Origin of the sequence: Cronobacter universalis NCTC 9529, assembly GCF_001277175.1 — a bacterium.
GTDB lineage: Bacteria > Pseudomonadota > Gammaproteobacteria > Enterobacterales > Enterobacteriaceae > Cronobacter > Cronobacter universalis.
The window spans coordinates 191,073-210,671 of record NZ_CP012257.1 but is presented as its reverse complement, the minus strand read 5'-3'; the positions used below and the strand labels follow the sequence as shown (position 1 = coordinate 210,671).

At 57.9% G+C, this 19,599-nt stretch carries 15 protein-coding genes; 4 read left to right on the top strand and 11 right to left on the bottom strand.

All coding sequences use genetic code 11. The features are described 5' to 3' along the window. Positions 1-17: 17 nt before the first annotated feature. The 7 genes from rffG to trxA form a co-directional block, all read right to left on the bottom strand. Positions 18-1,085: a dTDP-glucose 4,6-dehydratase gene (rffG, locus tag AFK65_RS00930; protein ID WP_038858356.1), complete on the bottom strand. Its 1,068-nt coding sequence runs from the start codon at positions 1,083-1,085 to the stop codon at positions 18-20. After that, positions 1,082-2,344, bottom strand: coding sequence for a UDP-N-acetyl-D-mannosamine dehydrogenase (gene wecC / locus AFK65_RS00925; RefSeq protein WP_038858357.1), 1,263 nt, complete (start codon positions 2,342-2,344; stop codon positions 1,082-1,084). The genes rffG and wecC overlap by 4 nt, the downstream gene beginning before the upstream one ends. Beyond that, on the bottom strand, positions 2,341-3,471 hold the full coding sequence (wecB, locus tag AFK65_RS00920; protein WP_032805114.1) for a non-hydrolyzing UDP-N-acetylglucosamine 2-epimerase: 1,131 nt from the start codon (positions 3,469-3,471) through the stop codon (positions 2,341-2,343). Before wecB ends, wecC begins: the two co-directional genes overlap by 4 nt. Before the next feature lie 57 nt (positions 3,472-3,528). Further along, positions 3,529-4,578, bottom strand: coding sequence for an ECA polysaccharide chain length modulation protein (wzzE, locus tag AFK65_RS00915; RefSeq protein ID WP_032805113.1), 1,050 nt, complete (start codon positions 4,576-4,578; stop codon positions 3,529-3,531). 17 nt (positions 4,579-4,595) lie between these two features. Beyond that, positions 4,596-5,696 (bottom strand): UDP-N-acetylglucosamine--undecaprenyl-phosphate N-acetylglucosaminephosphotransferase, encoded by a 1,101-nt coding sequence (wecA, locus tag AFK65_RS00910; RefSeq protein WP_007704326.1) that lies wholly within the window; start codon positions 5,694-5,696, stop codon positions 4,596-4,598. Between the two features lie 250 nt (positions 5,697-5,946). Next, complete coding sequence (gene rho / locus AFK65_RS00905; protein WP_004386383.1) at positions 5,947-7,206, bottom strand: transcription termination factor Rho; 1,260 nt, start codon at positions 7,204-7,206, stop codon at positions 5,947-5,949. A gap of 355 nt (positions 7,207-7,561) precedes the next feature. Continuing rightward, positions 7,562-7,891, bottom strand: a complete 330-nt coding sequence (gene trxA / locus AFK65_RS00900) for a thioredoxin TrxA (protein WP_004386384.1) — start codon at positions 7,889-7,891, stop codon at positions 7,562-7,564. 117 nt (positions 7,892-8,008) lie between these two features. On the opposite strand from trxA, the gene rhlB reads away from it, so the two are divergent. Both rhlB and gppA read left to right on the top strand, forming a co-directional pair. Then, positions 8,009-9,274 (top strand): ATP-dependent RNA helicase RhlB, encoded by a 1,266-nt coding sequence (rhlB, locus tag AFK65_RS00895; RefSeq protein WP_032805111.1) that lies wholly within the window; start codon positions 8,009-8,011, stop codon positions 9,272-9,274. 5 nt (positions 9,275-9,279) lie between these two features. After that, the gene (gene gppA / locus AFK65_RS00890; RefSeq protein WP_038858363.1) at positions 9,280-10,764 is read left to right on the top strand and encodes a guanosine-5'-triphosphate,3'-diphosphate diphosphatase; all 1,485 of its coding nucleotides are present in this window, start codon (positions 9,280-9,282) and stop codon (positions 10,762-10,764) included. Between the two features lie 63 nt (positions 10,765-10,827). On the opposite strand, the gene rep is transcribed toward gppA, so the two are convergent. Then, a complete protein-coding gene (gene rep / locus AFK65_RS00885) occupies positions 10,828-12,849 on the bottom strand; it encodes a DNA helicase Rep (protein WP_038858365.1) in 2,022 nt (673 codons plus the stop codon). 117 nt (positions 12,850-12,966) lie between these two features. Here rep and ppiC point away from each other — a divergent pair, with 117 nt between their 5' ends. Beyond that, on the top strand, positions 12,967-13,248 hold the full coding sequence (ppiC, locus tag AFK65_RS00880) for a peptidylprolyl isomerase PpiC (RefSeq protein WP_001140255.1): 282 nt from the start codon (positions 12,967-12,969) through the stop codon (positions 13,246-13,248). 294 nt (positions 13,249-13,542) lie between these two features. Here ppiC and ilvC read toward each other — a convergent pair whose 3' ends face one another. Beyond that, complete coding sequence (gene ilvC / locus AFK65_RS00875) at positions 13,543-15,018, bottom strand: ketol-acid reductoisomerase (RefSeq protein WP_007704312.1); 1,476 nt, start codon at positions 15,016-15,018, stop codon at positions 13,543-13,545. 283 nt (positions 15,019-15,301) lie between these two features. Between ilvC and ilvY the strand changes: the two genes are divergently transcribed. Beyond that, positions 15,302-16,174 (top strand): HTH-type transcriptional activator IlvY, encoded by an 873-nt coding sequence (gene ilvY, locus AFK65_RS00870; protein ID WP_236612741.1) that lies wholly within the window; start codon positions 15,302-15,304, stop codon positions 16,172-16,174. Here the strand turns inward: ilvY and ilvA are convergent. Beyond that, a complete protein-coding gene (ilvA, locus tag AFK65_RS00865) occupies positions 16,171-17,712 on the bottom strand; it encodes a threonine ammonia-lyase, biosynthetic (RefSeq protein WP_007704308.1) in 1,542 nt (513 codons plus the stop codon). The genes ilvY and ilvA overlap by 4 nt on opposite strands. 2 nt (positions 17,713-17,714) lie before the next feature. Beyond that, positions 17,715-19,565 (bottom strand): dihydroxy-acid dehydratase, encoded by a 1,851-nt coding sequence (gene ilvD / locus AFK65_RS00860; protein WP_038858368.1) that lies wholly within the window; start codon positions 19,563-19,565, stop codon positions 17,715-17,717. Positions 19,566-19,599 lie beyond the last annotated feature (34 nt).

The following is a 19,599-nucleotide window of genomic DNA, read 5'->3' as shown; positions in this document are numbered from 1 at the left end:
CCGGTCTCCAGTCGTGTTTAGCGCGCAAGCCCCAGACGCTGGCCCTGATAGCTGCCGTCCTGAACCTGCTTCCACCAGGTCTCGTTGTCGAGATACCACTGCACCGTTTTACGCATTCCGCTTTCAAAGGTTTCCTGCGGACGCCAGCCGAGCTCGCGCTCGATTTTGCTGGCGTCGATGGCGTAACGCAGATCGTGGCCGGGACGGTCCTGGACGAACGTGATAAGCGAACTGTACTGATCCACGCCCGCCGGTTTTTGCGGCGCCAGCTCTTCCAGCAGCGCGCAGATGGTTTTCACAACATCGAGGTTTTTCTGCTCGTTATGGCCGCCGATGTTGTAGGTTTCACCCACGACGCCTTCCGTCGCCACCAGGCAGAGCGCGCGCGCGTGGTCTTCCACATAGAGCCAGTCGCGGATCTGCTGACCGTTGCCATATACCGGCAGCGGTTTACCCGCCAGCGCGTTAAGGATGGTCAGCGGGATCAGTTTCTCCGGGAAGTGGTACGGCCCGTAGTTATTGGAGCAGTTGGTCACGATGGTCGGCAGACCATAGGTGCGCCGCCAGGCGCGAACCAGATGGTCGCTGCCCGCTTTGGACGCGGAGTACGGGCTGCTTGGCGCATACGGCGTGGTTTCCGTAAAGAAATCATCGAGGCCGTGCAGATCGCCATACACTTCGTCGGTCGAGATATGGTGAAAACGAAACGCCGCTTTTTCGGCGTCACTCAGCACGCTCCAGTAGCGGCGCGCCGCCTCCAGAAGCGTATAGGTGCCGACGATGTTGGTTTCGATAAACGCCGCCGGGCCGTCGATAGAGCGGTCGACATGGCTTTCCGCCGCCAGATGCATGACGACGTCCGGCTTAAACTGCGTGAACAGACGATCCAGGCTCTGCGCGTCGCAGATATCGACCTGTTCAAACGCGAAACGCGCGTCCTGCGCGACCGGCGCCAGCGACGCCAGATTCCCGGCGTAGGTCAGTTTATCCACCACCAGCACGGCGTGGTCGGTGTTCTGGATAAGGTGTCTGACGACGGCGGAGCCGATAAAGCCGGCGCCGCCCGTAACCAGAAAGCGTTTCATCGCCAGACTCCTTTGGTGTCGACGACCCAGGCGTGGTTGAGCGTCGAGCCGTCGATGGCTTTGAACTGCTGATGGTCGACCAGCATCACCAGCACGTCGGCCTCGGCCAGCGCGTCGTCGAGCGCGCTCAGGCGGCACTTACCTTCAAGGCGTGCCGGCAGCGTATGAATATTCGGCTCGACGACCAGCGTTTCGCCGCTGTGCCAGTCAGCGATAAGCTCAGCGATTTCCATCGCCGGGCTTTCGCGTAAATCGTCGATATTCGGTTTAAACGCCAGGCCAAAGCAGGCGATTTTCACCTCGCTGGCGCGGCGGTTGGTCGCGGCGAGACAGTCGGCCAGCGTGCTTTTCACCTGCTGGATGACCCAGTGAGGTTTGTGGTCGTTCACTTCACGCGCGGTACGGATGAGACGCGCCTGCTGCGGGTTCTGCGCCACAATAAACCACGGATCGACCGCGATGCAGTGGCCGCCGACGCCAGGGCCCGGTTGCAGAATGTTCACGCGCGGGTGGCGGTTCGCGAGACGAATCAATTCCCAGACGTTAATGCCCTGATCGGCGCAAATCAGCGACAGTTCGTTGGCGAACGCAATATTCACATCGCGGAAGCTGTTTTCGGTGAGTTTACACATCTCGGCGGTGCGGGAGTTAGTGACCACACACTCGCCTTCCAGGAAGATTTTGTAAAGTTCGCTGGCGCGCGCCGAGCAGACCGGCGTCATCCCGCCAATCACGCGATCGTTTTTAATCAGTTCGACCATTACCTGGCCTGGCAGCACGCGCTCCGGGCAGTAGGCGATATTAATATCCGCCGCCTCGCCAGCCTGCTGCGGGAAGCTGAGATCCGGGCGCAGCGCCGCGAGCCACTGCGCCATTTGTTCGGTCGCGCCGACCGGCGATGTGGATTCCAGAATCACCAGCGCGCCTTTACGCAGCACCGGCGCGACAGACTCCGCCGCCGCCTGTACGTAGGTCATATCCGGCTCGTGATCGCCTTTAAACGGCGTGGGAACGGCAATGAGATAGGCGTCCGCTTCGACAGGCTGTGTGCTGGCGCGCAGGAAACCGCCTTCCACGGCGGTTTTCACAACGTTGTCGAGCTCCGGCTCGACAATATGAATTTCACCCCGGTTGATGGTATCGACCGCATGCTGATTGATGTCGATGCCGATGACCTGTTTTTCTCGCGAGGCAAAGGCCGCCGCGGTGGGTAAACCGATATAACCCAGACCAATCACCGAAATGGTTTTAAAACTCATAGTGATACCCGATTATTTTTAAGTGCATGTAATATCCGTTCGCATGCCTGGCCGTCGCCATAAGGGTTATGGGCGTGGCTCATGGCCTGGTACGCCGCCTCGTCGTTCAGCAGCCGCGTCACTTCAGCGACGATACGCTGCGTGTCCGTGCCCACCAGACGCACGGTGCCCGCTTCGACCGCTTCCGGCCGCTCGGTGGTTTCTCGCATCACCAGTACCGGTTTACCCAGCGACGGCGCCTCTTCCTGGATGCCGCCGGAGTCGGTCAGGATCAGCCATGCGTGATTCATCAGCCAGACAAACGGCAGATACTCCTGCGGCTCGATCAGCACCACGTTTTCGACGTGGCCCAGAATACGGTTTACCGGTTCGGTAACGTTGGGGTTGAGGTGCACCGGATAGACAATCTGTACGTCGCGGTTTTGCGCGGCGATATCCGCCAGCGCGCGACAAATCTGCTCGAATCCTTCGCCGAAACTTTCGCGACGATGGCCCGTGACCAGAATCATTTTCTTGTCGCCGTCCAGGAACGGGTATTGCGTTTCAAGGCGCAGGCGCAACGGTTCATCCGCCATAACGCGGTCGCGCACGGCGATCAGCGCATCGATAACCGTATTGCCGGTAACGAAGATCCGCGCTTCAGGGATGTTTTCGCGCAGCAGATTCTGGCGCGACAGTTCGGTCGGGGCGAAGTGATACATGGCCAGATGGCCGGTAAGCGTGCGGTTGGCCTCTTCCGGCCACGGCGAGTAGAGATCGCCGGTGCGCAGTCCCGCCTCGACGTGACCGACGGGAATACGCTGATAAAACGCGGCCAGGCTGGTGGCGATGGTGGTGGTGGTATCACCATGCACCAGCACCACATCCGGGCGGAATTCAGTCAGAATCGGTTTCAGCCCTTCCAGAATGCGACAGGTGATCTCGGTGAGCCCCTGTCCGGGCTTCATGATGTTCAGGTCGTAGTCCGGCACAATGGAAAAAAGATGCAGCACCTGATCCAGCATCTCGCGATGCTGAGCCGTGACGCAAACCCGGGTGTCGAACGCGGGATCCTGTGCCAGCGCATGAACCAGCGGCGCCATTTTGATGGCTTCTGGTCGCGTGCCAAAAACGGTTAGTACTCTCACAACGATTCTCTTCAGTTGACGATGAAGGCGACGCGCGCCTTCATCCAGGACGCGTGCTTATGCGGTGCGACGGCGGCGGACCAGAGCCACGCCAGCGCCAGTCAACGCCCCAACAGCTCCCCACATGATCATCAGGAACGCGCGACGTGGGCTGTCGCGTTTAACCGGCTCTTCCGGCGTGCGCAGATAGCGATAGGTCTGAAAGCGCGGGTCCAGCGTCGGCCCCACGTTCAGCGTCGCCAGCATCGCCCGGTTCTGGTCGTAGTCGATGTCATAGGTCGGCCCTACCGCCTGGAGATTTTCCAGACGCGCCTGCAACAACGGGCGACCCAGCATGAACAGTTCAGAATCCGGCAGCTCATCTGCGGGAACGTCCGTTTCGCTGCGAGAAATGTTGTGTTGTTCCGCCACCTGCAACGCCTGCTGAACGTTGTGCACGCGGCGATCGAAAATCGATTTCGCGACGGCCTCCTGACGCTTCACCTGCGCTTTCATCTGCACGGTGCGCGCGGCCCAGGCGCCTTTCAGCTCATCGTTAAGATGGCTGGCGGCCCGCTGGCTGGCGAACGCGATGTACTGACGCAACAGGTTGTTGGCGTCGGGCGCGGTTTCCGCAATCAAGCGGATGTTGTCGTTTTGATTGTGGGTGACGTCGCCCGCGGTGAACTGGATATTGTCGATAAACTCATCCAGCAGCGCGGCGTCGGCTTTGCTGTTGCCGACCTGACGCTGTTTGTAATAGTCCGTCTGCAACCAGAAATCGCGGCGGGTATCCCAGGCGGAGAGCTGCATGATGAATTCTTTATAAGCGTCGTCCATCACCGAGGGCTGATCCACCGGCGCCAGGTTGGCTTTCGCATCCAGATTGCGCAGGAACTGCTGCTGCGAATAGTAGCCGCCCAGCATGTTGACGGTCGGTCGGTCGGTGATCGCCATCGCGCTCCACTCCTGGCGCGCGAAGAACGTGTAAGTGAGCGCGACCAGCGCAAACAACACGGCCATGCCGACTATCCAGAATTTCCCTGCCCACAGCGTTCGGAACAGACCACGAATATCCAGTTCATTATCTGCCACTCCTGGCGGAGTGCCCGGCACTTTTTGATTCATCACGTCCCCGTTTTTCTTTAATTAGCGGTGGGCTTGTTGCTTCCGCGCTTAATGCGACGCTTAACGCGTTTGATGAAGCGCGCCACTTTCCATGCCCGTTTGATACAGTAGCCGTAGAAGAAAAATGCTAGCAAGAATAATGCCAACATTACCCACTCGGGGATAATATGGGCCGCATATTCCGATGCCACGCCAATACCGGCCAGCAGCGCGGCGGCGAGCGTGATCAGGACAAACGCCTGACGAGAAGTAAAACCGGCGCGCATGATCAGATGATGAATGTGCTGACGGTCCGGCGAGAACGGGCTCATGCCTTTACGCAGGCGGCGGTACATGATGGCTATCATGTCCATCAGCGGAATCGCGATGATCCAGAGCGCGGTCACCGGACTAATCGGATGCGTTTTCCCCTGCGTGGTCTCCAGCAGGATCCAGATAACGGTAAAACCGATAAGCGTACTGCCCGCATCGCCCATAAAGACTTTATAGCGTCGCCCGAACGCGCCGAGGTTCAGCAGAATGTAAGGAAGGATGGCGGCGATCATGGCGAAGCACCACATCGACAGGCTGGTCTGCCCGTCGAACCACAGGATCATCCCGATGGCCGCGAAAGAGACGCACGAAAGCCCGCCCAGCAGGCCGTCGATGCCGTCAACCATGTTGAAAGCGTTAATCGCCGCCCAGACGGCGAACAGCGTCAGGAAATACCCAAACGGCCCCAGCACCATCTCCCACGACCCGAAAATATAGCCAAGGCTTCGCAGATAGAGCCCGCCCACCGTCATCATCACCACGCCGATAACGGCCTGGATAACGGCGCGGATTTTTACGCTAATGTCATATCGGTCATCCAGCGCGCCGACAAACACCAGCACGCCGGCGCTCGCCAGGTATAACGCCGCATGAGGAATGTAGTAGTCCGCAATGAAGAAGGTAAAGCAGATGCCTGCGTAGACGGAGATGCCGCCCACGAGCGGGATAAGCCCCTGATGGCGCTTACGGAAGTTGGGTTTATCGACCAGACCAACCCTTTTGCCCAGCTTTCGTGCAAAAAAAAGAAAAACAAATGTGAATAAAAAAATACTGAGTAGCTCAGTACCAACGGTAACTAAATTCACAGTGTGCGCTCTCTGCAAACGTTAAGTCCGGAGGAAGTATAACTGCGGCAGTCAGGCTTTCTAAGCACTCCTCCGCCCCTCATCCCTGAACAGACTAATTATTATTCAGTAAGATAAACATAGCTCAGACCAGATAAAAACTGGCGCACCTTTACAGTAAATCCTGTAAAGATCGCGCTTGTTGCCTATCGTATAGAGCAACAAAGAAAAACGCCACGTCGTGACGTGGCGTTCCCCGAGTTTCCGCTGACTACGAACGTTTCATCATATCGAAGAATTCGTCGTTAGTTTTGGTCATCGCCAGTTTATTAATGAGGAATTCCATCGCGTCGATCTCACCCATCGGGTGAATGATTTTACGCAGGATCCACATTTTCTGCAGTTCTTCCTGAGTCGTCAGCAGCTCTTCTTTACGGGTACCGGAACGGTTGTAATCGATAGCCGGGAAGACGCGTTTTTCCGCAATCTTACGAGAGAGGTGCAGTTCCATGTTACCGGTGCCTTTGAACTCTTCGTAGATAACTTCATCCATTTTAGAGCCGGTATCAATCAGAGCAGTCGCAATGATGGTCAGGCTGCCGCCCTCTTCCACGTTACGCGCCGCACCGAAGAAACGCTTCGGACGATGCAGGGCGTTCGCGTCCACACCACCGGTCAGTACTTTGCCGGAGGCCGGCACGACGGTGTTGTAAGCGCGCGCCAGACGGGTGATGGAGTCGAGCAGAATGATAACGTCTTTTTTATGCTCAACCAGGCGCTTGGCCTTCTCGATAACCATCTCGGCGACCTGAACGTGGCGGGAAGCCGGTTCGTCGAACGTGGACGCAACCACTTCGCCTTTCACCAGACGCTGCATCTCGGTCACTTCTTCCGGACGTTCGTCGATGAGCAGTACCATCAGGACGCAATCCGGATGGTTATACGCGATGCTCTGCGCGATGTTCTGCAGCAGCATGGTTTTACCGGCTTTCGGCGGCGCCACGATAAGACCACGCTGACCGCGGCCGATCGGCGATGCCAGATCCAGAACACGCGCCGTCAAATCTTCGGTCGACCCGTTGCCGCGCTCCATGCGCAGACGAGAGTTGGCGTGCAGCGGCGTTAAGTTTTCGAACAGGATCTTATTACGTGCGTTTTCCGGTTTATCGAAGTTGACTTCGTTCACTTTCAACAGCGCGAAGTAGCGCTCGCCTTCTTTCGGCGGACGAATCTTACCGGAGATGGTATCCCCTGTGCGGAGGTTGAAACGGCGGATTTGGCTGGGAGAAACGTAGATGTCGTCGGGACCGGCAAGGTAGGAGCTGTCTGCAGAACGGAGGAAGCCGAAGCCATCCTGCAATATCTCCAGCACACCGTCGCCAAAGATATCTTCGCCACTCTTCGCATGCTGTTTCAGGATGGCGAAAATAATATCCTGTTTGCGCATGCGGGCCAGGTTTTCCAGTCCCATATTTTCGCCGAGAGTAATCAGCTCAGAAACCGGCGTATTCTTTAATTCGGTAAGATTCATAGTGGTGGGTTCTTAAACTCGGGGTAAATCTCGAACGTAATGTTGTGAATGGTATGGCAGGGTCATCCATGCCTGTTAACGGGCTTCATCTCATGTCTGTTCGTTGCCTGGTTGCAGGTAAGGAACGCAGAACTGAAACGACAAGACGGAATGAGTGATAAGTCCCGGAGTTAATGCTCTTCTCGCCTACCGGTCTCGGTATTGACATTGTCACGGGCGGGAAGCGTCGGGTATTACAAGATTCAAACTAAAAGGTAAGTTTAAATTGAAGTCAAAAATTAAGTTAGCATGACTGAAGCCGGGCGTCCAGCGGTCCTGAGTATTTAGGAACCGTGATCGCCCCGGCGGGGAACCATTACGCCAGGTTGGCGTCGAGGAACTCTTTCAGTTGGCCTTTAGACAGCGCACCGACTTTGGTCGCCGCTACTTCACCGTTCTTGAACAGCAGCAGAGTCGGAATGCCGCGGATGCCGTATTTCGGCGCGGTGCCCGGGTTCTGGTCGATGTTCAGCTTGGCAACCGTCAGTTTGCCCTGATATTCATCAGCGATTTCATCAAGGATAGGGGCGATCATCTTGCACGGACCACACCATTCTGCCCAGAAATCAACCAGCGTCAACCCGTCCGCTTTAAGTACATCCGTGTCGAAACTGTCGTCAGTCAGGTGAATAATTTTATCGCTCATGTTTTACTCCAAAGATTAGGCCTGTCATGTTGGTGTAGCATTAACCAACATAAGGTTGACTTTATTTCACCGGATACGCTTTCGTAAAGCAATAGTTAGCTGATATTCTACCACACTATGAGCAAAACACACTTGACTGAACAGAAGTTTTCCGACTTCGCCCTGCACCCTGTTGTAGTTCAAGCCCTTGAGAAAAAAGGGTTTTATAACTGCACCCCTATCCAGGCTCTGGCACTCCCGTTAACGCTCGCGGGCCGTGACGTTGCAGGGCAGGCGCAAACCGGTACCGGCAAAACGATGGCGTTTTTAACGTCAACGTTTCACTATTTACTCTCACACCCTGCGGTGGAAAACCGTCAGGTGAATCAACCGCGCGCCCTGATTATGGCGCCGACCCGCGAACTGGCGGTGCAGATTCACTCCGACGCAGAGCCGCTGGCTGAAGCCACCGGCCTTAAGCTGGGTCTCGCCTACGGCGGCGACGGCTATGACAAACAACTCAAAGTGCTGGAAAGCGGCGTCGATATTCTGATCGGCACCACCGGCCGTCTTATCGATTACACCAAACAAAACCACGTCAACCTGGGCGCGATTCAGGTCGTGGTGCTCGACGAAGCCGATCGCATGTACGATCTGGGCTTTATCAAAGATATTCGCTGGCTGTTCCGCCGTATGCCGGCCGCCGCAGAGCGTCTCAATATGCTGTTCTCCGCTACGCTCTCTTACCGCGTGCGCGAACTGGCGTTTGAGCAGATGAACAACGCGGAATATGTCGAAGTCGAGCCGGAGCAGAAAACGGGCCACCGTATTAAAGAAGAGCTTTTCTATCCGTCTAACGAAGAGAAAATGCGCCTGCTCCAGACGCTGATTGAAGAAGAGTGGCCGGATCGCGCCATCATTTTCGCCAATACCAAACACCGTTGCGAAGACATCTGGGGCCATCTGGCGGCAGACGGTCATCGCGTCGGCCTGTTGACCGGTGACGTGGCGCAGAAAAAACGCCTGCGTATTCTGGATGAATTCACCCGCGGCGATCTCGATATTCTGGTCGCAACGGACGTCGCGGCGCGCGGCCTGCATATTCCTGCCGTCACGCACGTCTTCAACTACGATCTGCCGGACGACTGCGAAGACTATGTGCATCGCATCGGCCGTACCGGTCGTGCGGGCGCCAGCGGCCACTCCATCAGCCTCGCCTGTGAAGAGTACGCGCTGAACCTGCCGGCGATTGAAACCTATATCGGCCACTCCATTCCGGTGAGTAAATACAACCCGGATGCGCTGTTAAGCGAACTGCCGCCGCCGAAGCGCCTGTCGCGTCCGCGTACCGGTAATGGCCCGCGTCGTTCCGGCGCGCCGCGTAACCGTCGTCGTACAGGATAAACGCTATGCCCGGCACCTCCTCACTGTATGCGGCAATCGACCTCGGTTCGAACAGCTTTCATATGCTGGTGGTACGTGAGGTGGCCGGAAGCATTCAGACGCTCACGCGTGTGAAACGCAAGGTCCGCCTCGCGGCGGGCCTCGGCGCCGACAATGCGCTCTCGGCGGACGCCATGGAGCGCGGCTGGCAATGTCTGCGTCTGTTCGCTGAACGGCTCCAGGATATCCCCCCGTCGCAAATCCGCGTAGTCGCCACCGCGACGCTGCGCCTTGCCACTAATGCCGATGTGTTTGTCGCCCGCGCTCAGGAGATCCTCGGCTGCCCGGTTCAGGTTATTGCTGGCGAAGAAGAAGCGCGGCTGATCTATCAGGGCGTGGCGCACACCACCGGCGGCGCTGACAGGCGCCTCGTTGTCGATATCGGCGGCGCCAGCACAGAGCTTGTGACCGGCACCGGCGCGCGGGCAACCTCGCTTTTCAGCCTGCCGATGGGCTGCGTGACCTTCCTTGAGCGCTTCTTTACCGACCGCAGCCTGACGCAGGAACATTTCGCCAGCGCCGAACAGGCCGCCCGCGAGATCCTGCAACCGGTTATCGCGCAACTGCGCGGTCAGGGCTGGAAAATCTGCGTCGGAGCCTCAGGCACCGTACAGGCGCTGCAGGAAATCATGATGGCGCAGGGAATGGACGAGCGTATTACCCTTGCGAAACTCCAGCAGCTCAAGGCGCGCGCCATTCACTGCGGCCGCCTGGAGGAGCTTGAGATCGAGGGCCTGACGCTGGAGCGCGCGCTGGTCTTCCCGAGCGGGCTCGCCATTCTTATCGCGATTTTCAGCGAACTGGAAATCGAATGCATGACGCTTGCCGGCGGCGCGCTGCGCGAAGGGCTGGTGTACGGCATGCTGCATCTGGCGGTGGATCAGGATATTCGCAACCGTACGCTGAAAAACATTCAGCGGCGTTTTATGGTGGATATCGCCCAGGCCGGACGCGTGGCGCAGCTGGCGGAACGGTTTGCCGTCAGCGTGGAGCACGAATGGGCCCTTGACGATCTCAGCCGTGCGCTGCTGCACAGCGCCAGCCTGCTGCATGAAGTTGGCCTGGCAGTCGATTTCAAACGCGCGCCCCAGCACGCCGCTTATCTGGTGAATAACCTGGATTTGCCGGGCTTTACGCCCGCGCAGAAAAAGCTGCTGGCGACGCTGTTGCTGAACCAGACCGGCACGGTCGATCTCTCCGCGCTGCAGCAGCAAAACGCCGTCCCGCTGCGCGTGGCCGAACGTCTTTGCCGACTGCTGCGTCTGGCGATTATCTTCGCCAGCCGTCGTCGCGACGATATGCTGCCTGACGTCACGCTCACCGCGCGCGACGAAACGCTCACCGCGACGCTCCCGCAGGACTGGTTTTCCATTCACCCGCTGGGAGCCGAAATGTTAGGGCAGGAGCAGCTCTGGCAAAGCTACGTGCACTGGCAGCTCGACGTGCAGTAACGTCCAGCGCATAAAAAACCGCCCCTGAGGCGGTTTTTTATTATCGGCACGACGCCCGCCGTTTTACCCGCCGCGCGCCTTCGCCAGCATCGCTTTGATATTGGCGACATTCGCCTGGCCTTTTTGCATCCGCTCCTGCGGCGTCACGACTTTGCGCTCGGTTTCCCAGTGCAAATCGTCCTGCGGCAGTTCCAGCAGAAAGCGGCTCGGCTCAGGACGTACCAGCTCGCCATACTGGCGGCGCTCTTTACACAGCGTGAAGGTCAGCTCTTTCTGCGCGCGCGTGATACCTACGTAGGCAAGACGTCGCTCTTCATCGATATTGTCCTCATCGATACTGCTCTGATGCGGCAGCAGCCCCTCTTCCATACCGACCAGGAACACATACGGGAACTCCAGCCCTTTCGAGGCGTGCAGGGTCATGAGCTGTACCTGATCGAGCTCTTCATCGCTTTCGCCGCGCTCCATCATGTCGCGCAGCGTAAAGCGCGTGACGACCTGCGTCAGCGTCATCGGCTCGTCGAGATCGGTGCCTTCCAGCATCTCCGTCATCCAACTAAAGAGCTGGTTGACGTTCTTCATGCGCATTTCCGCCGCTTTCGGGCTGGGCGAGGTTTCAAAAAGCCAGGCTTCATAATCGATGCCGCGAATAAGATCGCGTACCGCCGCCACCGGTTCACGCTCAGACAACACGGCCACTTCCTGCAGCCAGCTCGTAAAGCGCGTCAGCGATTCGTAACCGCGCCCGGTCAGCGTCTGGGCAAGGCCCATGTCAAAACTGGCGGTGAATAGACTTTTATTACGCTGATTCGCCCACTCGCCGAGCTTTTGCAGCGTCGCCGGGCCGATTTCGCGCTTCGGCGTGTTCACGATGCGCAGAAACGCGCTGTCGTCGTCCGGGTTGGTCAGCACGCGCAGATAGGCCAGCAAATCTTTGATTTCCGGGCGCGAGAAAAACGATGTACCGCCGGAAATACGATACGGGATGCGGTTTTGCATCAGCATTTTTTCAAACACGCGCGACTGGTGGTTGCCGCGATACAGGATGGCGTAATCTTTGTACTGCGTCTTATTGATAAAGTGGTGCGCAATAAGCTCACCCGTGACGCGCTCCGCCTCGTGCTCTTCATGGTTCGCAGTAAGGACTTTCAGTTCAGTGCCGTAACCCAGCTCGGAAAAGAGTTTTTTCTTGAAAACGTGCGGGTTGTTGGCGATGAGAATGTTGGCGGCTTTGAGAATGCGCCCGGAAGAGCGATAGTTCTGCTCAAGCTTAATCACCTGGAGCGCCGGGAAATCCTGGCTTAACAGCACCAGGTTCTGCGGACGCGCGCCACGCCAGGAGTAGATTGACTGGTCGTCGTCGCCTACCACCGTAAAGCGCGCGCGGCTGCCTACCAGCAGTTTCACCAGCTCATACTGGCTGGTGTTGGTGTCCTGATATTCATCCACCAGCAGGTAGCGAATGCGGTTCTGCCAGCGCTCGCGTACTTCTTCATTACGCTGCAACAGCAGCGTCGGCAGCAGGATCAGATCGTCAAAATCGAGCACGTTGCAGGCTTTCAGATGCGCGTCGTAAAGGCTATAGCAGTGCGCAAAAATGCGCTCGCGCTCGCCGATGGCGCGCGCGGCGGCCTGCGGCGGGCTCAGCAGATCGTTTTTCCAGTTCGAAATCGTGGAAATCAATTGCTGCAACAGTACCTTATCGTTTTCGACCAGCCCTTCGGTCAGCTCTTTGATAAGCGCCATCTGATCGGTATCGTCAAACAGCGAGAAATTGGACTTCATGCCCAGCGCCGCGTATTCACGCTTGATGATTTCCAGACCCAGCGTGTGGAATGTTGAAATCATCAGGCCGCGCGCCTCCTTGCGCCCCATCGTCTGGGCCACACGCTCTTTCATTTCACGCGCGGCTTTGTTGGTAAAAGTGACCGCCGCGATATGGCGCGCCTGGTAGCCGCAGCCGTGGATCAGGTGCGCAATTTTGTTAGTGATGACGCGGGTTTTACCGGAGCCAGCACCCGCCAGCACCAGGCAGGGACCAGTGACGAATTCGACGGCTTGTTGTTGGGCGGGGTTCAGACGCATAAATTACTCAGTGAAGTCAGAGGAGAAGGCGGCTCCCCACAGCAGGTACGACAGTACGAAGGGAGAAAAACGCGTGGTAGTATAGCCAGCGTTATCAACCCCACTCAAGGCACGATCATGGCAAAAACAGCAGCAGCACTGCATATCCTTGTTAAAGAAGAAAAACTGGCACTGGATCTGCTGGAGCAAATTAAAAATGGCGGCGATTTTGAAAAGCTGGCCAAGAAACACTCTATTTGCCCGTCGGGCAAAAAAGGCGGCCATTTAGGTGAGTTCCGGCAGGGCCAGATGGTGCCGGCTTTCGATAAAGTGGTGTTCTCCTGCCCGGTGCTGGAGCCGACCGGCCCGCTGCATACGCAATTTGGCTACCACATCATTAAAGTGCTGTACCGTAACTGATAAAAAGGCCTTCTCTGTGAGAAGGCCTTTTTTCTGGCATTGATTGCGAAAACCTTTCGTTGCTTCACGGCGGGTGCGCGGTGCTTACCCGCCCTACAAAAACTACGTTAACGCCGCGACATCAAAATGCTGGCGGCGGGTGCGCGGGGCTTACCCGCCCTACGAATAACTACGTTAATGCCGCTACATCAAAACGCTGGCGGCGGGTACGCGGTGCTTACCCGCCCCACGAAACGACGGTTACCCGTACGTAGGGTGGGTAAGTGGAACGCACCCACCTTTTAACAATGCCGGTTAGCCCGCGACCGCGATACGTTTCATGTCGGTCATATAACCGCGCAGTTTGTGCCCCACTTTTTCGATCTCGTGGCTGCGAATCGCATCGTTGACGTCACGCAACTGCGCGTTATCCACTGCGGTGCCCTCTACGGCTTTACCCAGATCGCCCGGCTGCAGTGTGGTCATAAACTCTTTCAGCAGCGGCACGGCAGCGTTGGCAAACAGGTAGTTGCCATATTCCGCCGTATCCGAGATAACCACGTTCATTTCATACAGGCGCTTACGGGCGATAGTGTTCGCGATAAGCGGCAGCTCATGCAGAGACTCATAGTACGCAGACTCTTCGATGATGCCGGCAGCCACCATGGTTTCAAACGCCAGTTCAACGCCCGCTTTCACCATCGCGATCATCAGCACGCCTTTGTCGAAATACTCCTGCTCGCTGATTTTGCCTTCATACTGCGGCGCATTTTCAAACGCGGTTTTGCCGGTCTCTTCGCGCCAGGTCAGCAGTTTCTTATCGTCGTTCGCCCAGTCCGCCATCATGCCGGAAGAGAATTCGCCGGAGATGATGTCGTCCATGTGTTTCTGGAACAGCGGCGCCATGATCGTTTTCAGCTGTTCGGAGAGCGCGTAAGCGCGCAGTTTCGCCGGGTTGGAAAGGCGATCCATCATCAGCGTAATGCCGCCCTGCTTCAGCGCTTCGGTGATAGTTTCCCAGCCGAACTGGATCAGTTTTTCTGCATAAGCCGGGTCGGTACCCTCTTCCACCAGCTTGTCGAAGCACAGCAGAGAGCCAGCCTGTAACATGCCGCACAGAATGGTCTGCTCGCCCATCAGGTCAGATTTCACTTCCGCAACGAAAGACGATTCCAGCACGCCTGCGCGGTGACCGCCGGTTGCCGCCGCCCACGCTTTCGCGATAGCCATGCCTTCGCCCTTCGGATCGTTTTCCGGATGCACGGCGATAAGCGTCGGCACGCCGAAACCACGTTTGTACTCTTCACGGACTTCCGTACCCGGGCACTTAGGCGCCACCATCACCACGGTGATGTCTTTACGGATCTGCTCACCCACTTCAACGATGTTAAAACCGTGGGAGTAGCCCAGCGCGGCGCCGTCTTTCATCAGCGGCTGCACAGCGCGTACAACATCAGAGTGCTGTTTGTCCGGCGTCAGGTTAACGACCAGATCCGCCTGCGGGATCAGCTCTTCATAAGTGCCTACCTGAAAACCGTTTTCCGTCGCCTTGCGCCAGGAGGCGCGCTTCTCGGCGATAGCTTCTTTACGCAGGGCATAGGAAACATCCAGCCCGGAATCACGCATGTTCAGGCCCTGGTTGAGACCCTGTGCGCCGCAACCCACGATGACTACTTTTTTACCTTTGAGGTAGCCTGCGCCATCGGCGAATTCGTCGCGCGCCATGAAGCGGCATTTACCCAGTTGCGCCAGCTGCTGACGCAAATTCAAAGTATTGAAGTAGTTAGCCATGGTGATACCTCGTGATGTTGTATTGTCTTATTGTTCGGTTTAATGCGTCGTCAAAAGCGACGGTACAGATTTCAGGTTACAGGAAGACGGCGTTTTCGCGAGTCCTGCGCCCCAGGGTTGCGAGCCCGGTCAGAGAAAGCCGCCACACCGGTAACCTGAAACCGGTTAAGACCACTATATGACAGGAAATTCGTTGCGGAAATTGATATATTGACAACATCACGTTGCGTTTTCCGCAACGCCATCTCAGGGAGTCGCCTCTGTGGATCTACGCGATCTGAAAATGTTCCTGCATCTGGCGGAAAGCCGCCATTTTGGCCGCAGCGCGCGGGCCATGCACGTCAGTCCTTCGACGCTGTCACGCCAGATCCAGCGGCTGGAGGAGGATCTGGCCCAGCCGCTGTTTATTCGCGATAACCGCGCCGTCACGCTGACCGAAGCGGGCGAAGCGCTGCGCCAGTTCGCGCAACAGACGCTGCTGCAATACCAGCAGTTGCGCCACACGATCGACCAGCAGGGGCCGACGCTCTCAGGCGAGCTGCATCTGTTTTGCTCGGTGACGGCCGCGTACAGCCATCTGCCGCCGATCCTCGATCGCTTTCGCGCCGAACACCCTTCGGTAGAGATTAAGCTGACTACCGGCGATGCGGCTGACGCCGTGGAAAAGGTCAATTCCGGCGAGGCCGATATCGCTATCGCTGGTAAGCCGGAAGCCCTGCCCGCCGCGGTCGCATTCTCGATGCTGGAAAACCTGAGCGTGGTGCTGATAGCCCCAGCGCTCCCTTGCCCGGTGCGCGCGCAGGTTTCCATACCAGAGCCGGACTGGACGAAAGTGCCGTTTATCATGCCGGATCAGGGCCCGGTACGGCGGCGCATTGAGCTGTGGTTTCGCCGTCATAAAATCAGTAATCCGTTTATTTACGCGACCGTCGCCGGACATGAAGCGATGGTGTCAATGGTGGCGCTGGGCTGCGGCGTGGCGCTGATACCGGAAGTCGTGCTGGAAAATAGCCCTGAGCCGGTGCGCAACCGCGTGCTGATCCTTGAGCGCAGCGATGAAAAGACGCCGTTCGAGCTTGGCGTGTGCGCACAAAAAAAGCGGCTGCATGAGCCGCTTGTTGAAGCCTTCTGGAAACTCCTGCCGGGCTACCGTTAACCCGCGAGAAAGAATCGAAACGCCGGGTTGCCGGTTTCATCATGGCACTCGTAACCAAGCTCATTAAGCCGGGTTTCGAAATCCGGCTCATGTTCGCTGAGTTCAAAGGCCGCCAGCACGCGCCCGTAGTCGGTGCCATGGCTGCGGTAATGGAACAGCGAAATGTTCCAGTGCGTGCCGAGCGTGTGCAGAAAACGCAGCAGCGCGCCCGGCGCCTCCGGGAATTCAAAGCTGTACAGCCGCTCGCGCAGCGGCCGCGAAGGGCGCCCGCCGACCATGTAGCGCACATGCAGCTTCGCCATCTCGTCGTCGGAGAGATCCACCACGCCATAGCCGTCGCCCGTTAACTGCGCGATGATCTCATGCCGCTCTTCAAGCCCGCGGCTGATCCGCACGCCGACGAAAATGCAGGCGTCTTTGGCATCGGCGAAGCGGTAGTTAAACTCCGTGACCGCGCGTCCGCCCAGCAACTGGCAGAATTTCAGGAAGCTGCCTTTCTCTTCCGGGATCGTCACCGCCAGCAGCGCCTCGCGCTGTTCGCCGAGTTCGCAGCGTTCAGAGACATAGCGCAGCCCGTGGAAGTTCACGTTGGCGCCAGAGAGCACATGGGCCAGACGCTCGCCGCGAATATCATGCTGCGCGACGTACTTTTTCATGCCCGCCAGCGCCAGCGCGCCGGAAGGCTCCGCCACCGCGCGGACATCTTCAAACAGATCTTTCATTGCCGCGCAGATTGCATCGCTGTCTACAGTGATGATGTCGTCGAGATACTCCTGACAAACACGGAACGTCTCATCACCGATACGTTTTACCGCCACGCCTTCCGCAAACAGACCGACGCGCGGTAAATCGACCGGGTGCCCGGCCTCAAGCGCCGCTTTCAGGCAGGCGGAATCGGCAGCTTCGACAGCGATCACTTTGATCTGCGGCATCAGCTGTTTGATCAACACCGCGACGCCTGCAGCCAGACCGCCGCCGCCGACCGGTACAAATACGCGATCGATATGCGCGTCCTGCTGAAGCAGCTCCAGCGCCAGCGTTCCCTGCCCGGCGATAACGGCGGGATGATCGAACGGCGGCACGTAAGTAAAACCCTGCTGAGAGAGCGAAATCGCATGGGCTTTCGCCTCGTCGAAATTCGCGCCATGCAGCAGCACTTCGCCGCCGAAACCGCGTACCGCATCCACTTTGATATCCGCCGTGGTGACCGGCATAACGATAAGCGATTTAATGCCCAGACGGGATGCCGAAAGCGCCACGCCCTGCGCATGATTGCCCGCAGAAGCGGTAATCACGCCACGCGCTTTCTGCTCGTCATTGAGATTCGCCATCATGGCGTAAGCGCCGCGCAGCTTAAAGCTGTGTACCGGCTGGCGGTCTTCGCGCTTCACCAGCACCACGTTATTAAGCCGTGCCGACAGCTTCTCCATCTTTTGCAGCGGCGTAACCTGCGCCACTTCATAGACCGGAGAGCGCAGCACGGCGCGCAGATATTCCGCCCCGCAGGGGGCGGCGGAAAGCGGTTGCGATTCGGCCATGATCAGCCTCCCAGCTTCGATTTATCGCGCACGGCGCCTTTATCGGCGCTGGTGGCGAGGCTTGCGTAAGCGCGCAACGCGAAGGAAACCTGACGCTCGCGGTTACGCGGCGTCCAGGCGTCAGCACCGCGCGCTTCCTGCGCTTCACGGCGCGCCGCAAGCTGCTGGTCGCTGACTTCAAGCTGGATACCGCGGTTGGGGATATCAATCGCTATCATATCGCCATCTTCGATAAGCGCGATGTTGCCCCCGCTGGCGGCTTCCGGAGAGACGTGGCCGATGGAAAGCCCGGACGTGCCGCCCGAGAAACGACCATCAGTAATAAGCGCGCAGGCTTTACCGAGGCCCATTGATTTCAGGAAGCTGGTCGGATAGAGCATCTCCTGCATACCCGGACCGCCTTTCGGCCCTTCGTAGCGGATCACCACCACATCGCCCGCGACGACCTTACCGCCAAGGATCGCTTCAACCGCGTCGTCCTGGCTTTCATAGACTTTCGCCGGGCCGCGGAACACCAGACTATCTTCATCAACGCCCGCCGTTTTCACTATGCAGCCGTTTTCTGCGAAGTTGCCATACAGCACCGCAAGGCCGCCATCCTGGCTGTAGGCATGTTCCAGCGAGCGGATGCAGCCCTCCTGACGATCGTCATCCAGCGAATCCCAGCGGCAGGATTGCGAAAACGCCTGCGTGGTGCGAATGCCCGCCGGACCTGCGCGGTACATCTCTTTCACCGCGCTATCCTGGGTGAGCATGACGTCGTACTGTTCAAGCGTCTGCGGCAGCGTCAGCCCCAGCACGTTATTCACCTCGCGGTTCAGAAGACCGGCGCGATCCAGTTCCCCGAGAATGCCGATGACCCCGCCCGCGCGGTGAACATCTTCCATATGGTATTTCTGGGTGCTGGGCGCCACTTTGCACAGCTGCGGTACTTTGCGGGAGAGACGGTCGATATCGCTCATCGTAAAGTCGATTTCCGCTTCCTGGGCCGCGGCCAGCAGATGCAGGACAGTGTTGGTGGAGCCGCCCATCGCGATGTCGAGCGTCATGGCGTTTTCAAACGCCGCTTTGCTCGCGATATTGCGCGGCAATACGCTGGCGTCGTCCTGCTCGTAATAACGTTTGGTGAGCGAAACGATGCGTTTGCCCGCATTGATGAAGAGATCTTTACGATCGGCATGGGTCGCCAGCAGCGAGCCGTTGCCCGGCTGCGACAGGCCCAGCGCCTCGGTCAGACAGTTCATGGAGTTGGCGGTGAACATGCCGGAGCAGGAGCCGCAGGTCGGGCAGGCGGAACGTTCTACCTGGTCGCTCTGCTCGTCGCTGACATGCGGGTTCGCCCCCTGAATCATCGCATCGACCAGATCAAGTTTGATTATCTGGTCGGAAAGTTTGGTTTTACCGGCTTCCATCGGACCGCCGGAGACGAAAATCACCGGAATGTTCAGACGCAGGGAGGCCATCAGCATCCCGGGGGTGATTTTGTCGCAGTTGGAGATACAAACCATAGCGTCCGCACAGTGGGCGTTCACCATATACTCGACAGAGTCGGCAATAAGCTCGCGGGACGGCAGTGAATAGAGCATGCCGCCGTGTCCCATAGCGATGCCGTCATCCACCGCGATGGTGTTGAACTCTTTCGCCACGCCGCCAGCCGCCTCGATTTGCTCCGCAACCAGTTTTCCCAGATCGCGCAGATGCACATGGCCCGGCACAAACTGAGTAAAGGAGTTCACAACCGCGATAATTGGCTTGCCGAAATCGGCATCGGTCATTCCCGTGGCGCGCCATAAGGCGCGGGCACCCGCCATATTGCGGCCGTGCGTGGTGGTGGCAGAACGGTACTTAGGCATGCTTTTCACTCCAGTCTCTACAAAAGCCGGGCGG

Bases quoted from the DNA above. Each gene is read 5' to 3' on its own strand.
- rffG (WP_038858356.1), bottom strand. From the start codon at position 1,085: ATGAAACGCTTTCTGGTTACGGGCGGCGCCGGCTTTATCGGCTCCGCC.
- wecC (WP_038858357.1), bottom strand. From the start codon at position 2,344: ATGAGTTTTAAAACCATTTCGGTGATTGGTCTGGGTTATATCGGTTTA.
- wzzE (WP_032805113.1), bottom strand. From the start codon at position 4,578: ATGAATCAAAAAGTGCCGGGCACTCCGCCAGGAGTGGCAGATAATGAA.
- rho (WP_004386383.1), bottom strand. From the start codon at position 7,206: ATGAATCTTACCGAATTAAAGAATACGCCGGTTTCTGAGCTGATTACT.
- trxA (WP_004386384.1), bottom strand. From the start codon at position 7,891: ATGAGCGATAAAATTATTCACCTGACTGACGACAGTTTCGACACGGAT.
- rhlB (WP_032805111.1), top strand. From the start codon at position 8,009: ATGAGCAAAACACACTTGACTGAACAGAAGTTTTCCGACTTCGCCCTG.
- gppA (WP_038858363.1), top strand. From the start codon at position 9,280: ATGCCCGGCACCTCCTCACTGTATGCGGCAATCGACCTCGGTTCGAAC.
- rep (WP_038858365.1), bottom strand. From the start codon at position 12,849: ATGCGTCTGAACCCCGCCCAACAACAAGCCGTCGAATTCGTCACTGGT.
- ppiC (WP_001140255.1), top strand. From the start codon at position 12,967: ATGGCAAAAACAGCAGCAGCACTGCATATCCTTGTTAAAGAAGAAAAA.
- ilvC (WP_007704312.1), bottom strand. From the start codon at position 15,018: ATGGCTAACTACTTCAATACTTTGAATTTGCGTCAGCAGCTGGCGCAA.
- ilvY (WP_236612741.1), top strand. From the start codon at position 15,302: ATGTTCCTGCATCTGGCGGAAAGCCGCCATTTTGGCCGCAGCGCGCGG.
- ilvA (WP_007704308.1), bottom strand. From the start codon at position 17,712: ATGGCCGAATCGCAACCGCTTTCCGCCGCCCCCTGCGGGGCGGAATAT.
- ilvD (WP_038858368.1), bottom strand. From the start codon at position 19,565: ATGCCTAAGTACCGTTCTGCCACCACCACGCACGGCCGCAATATGGCG.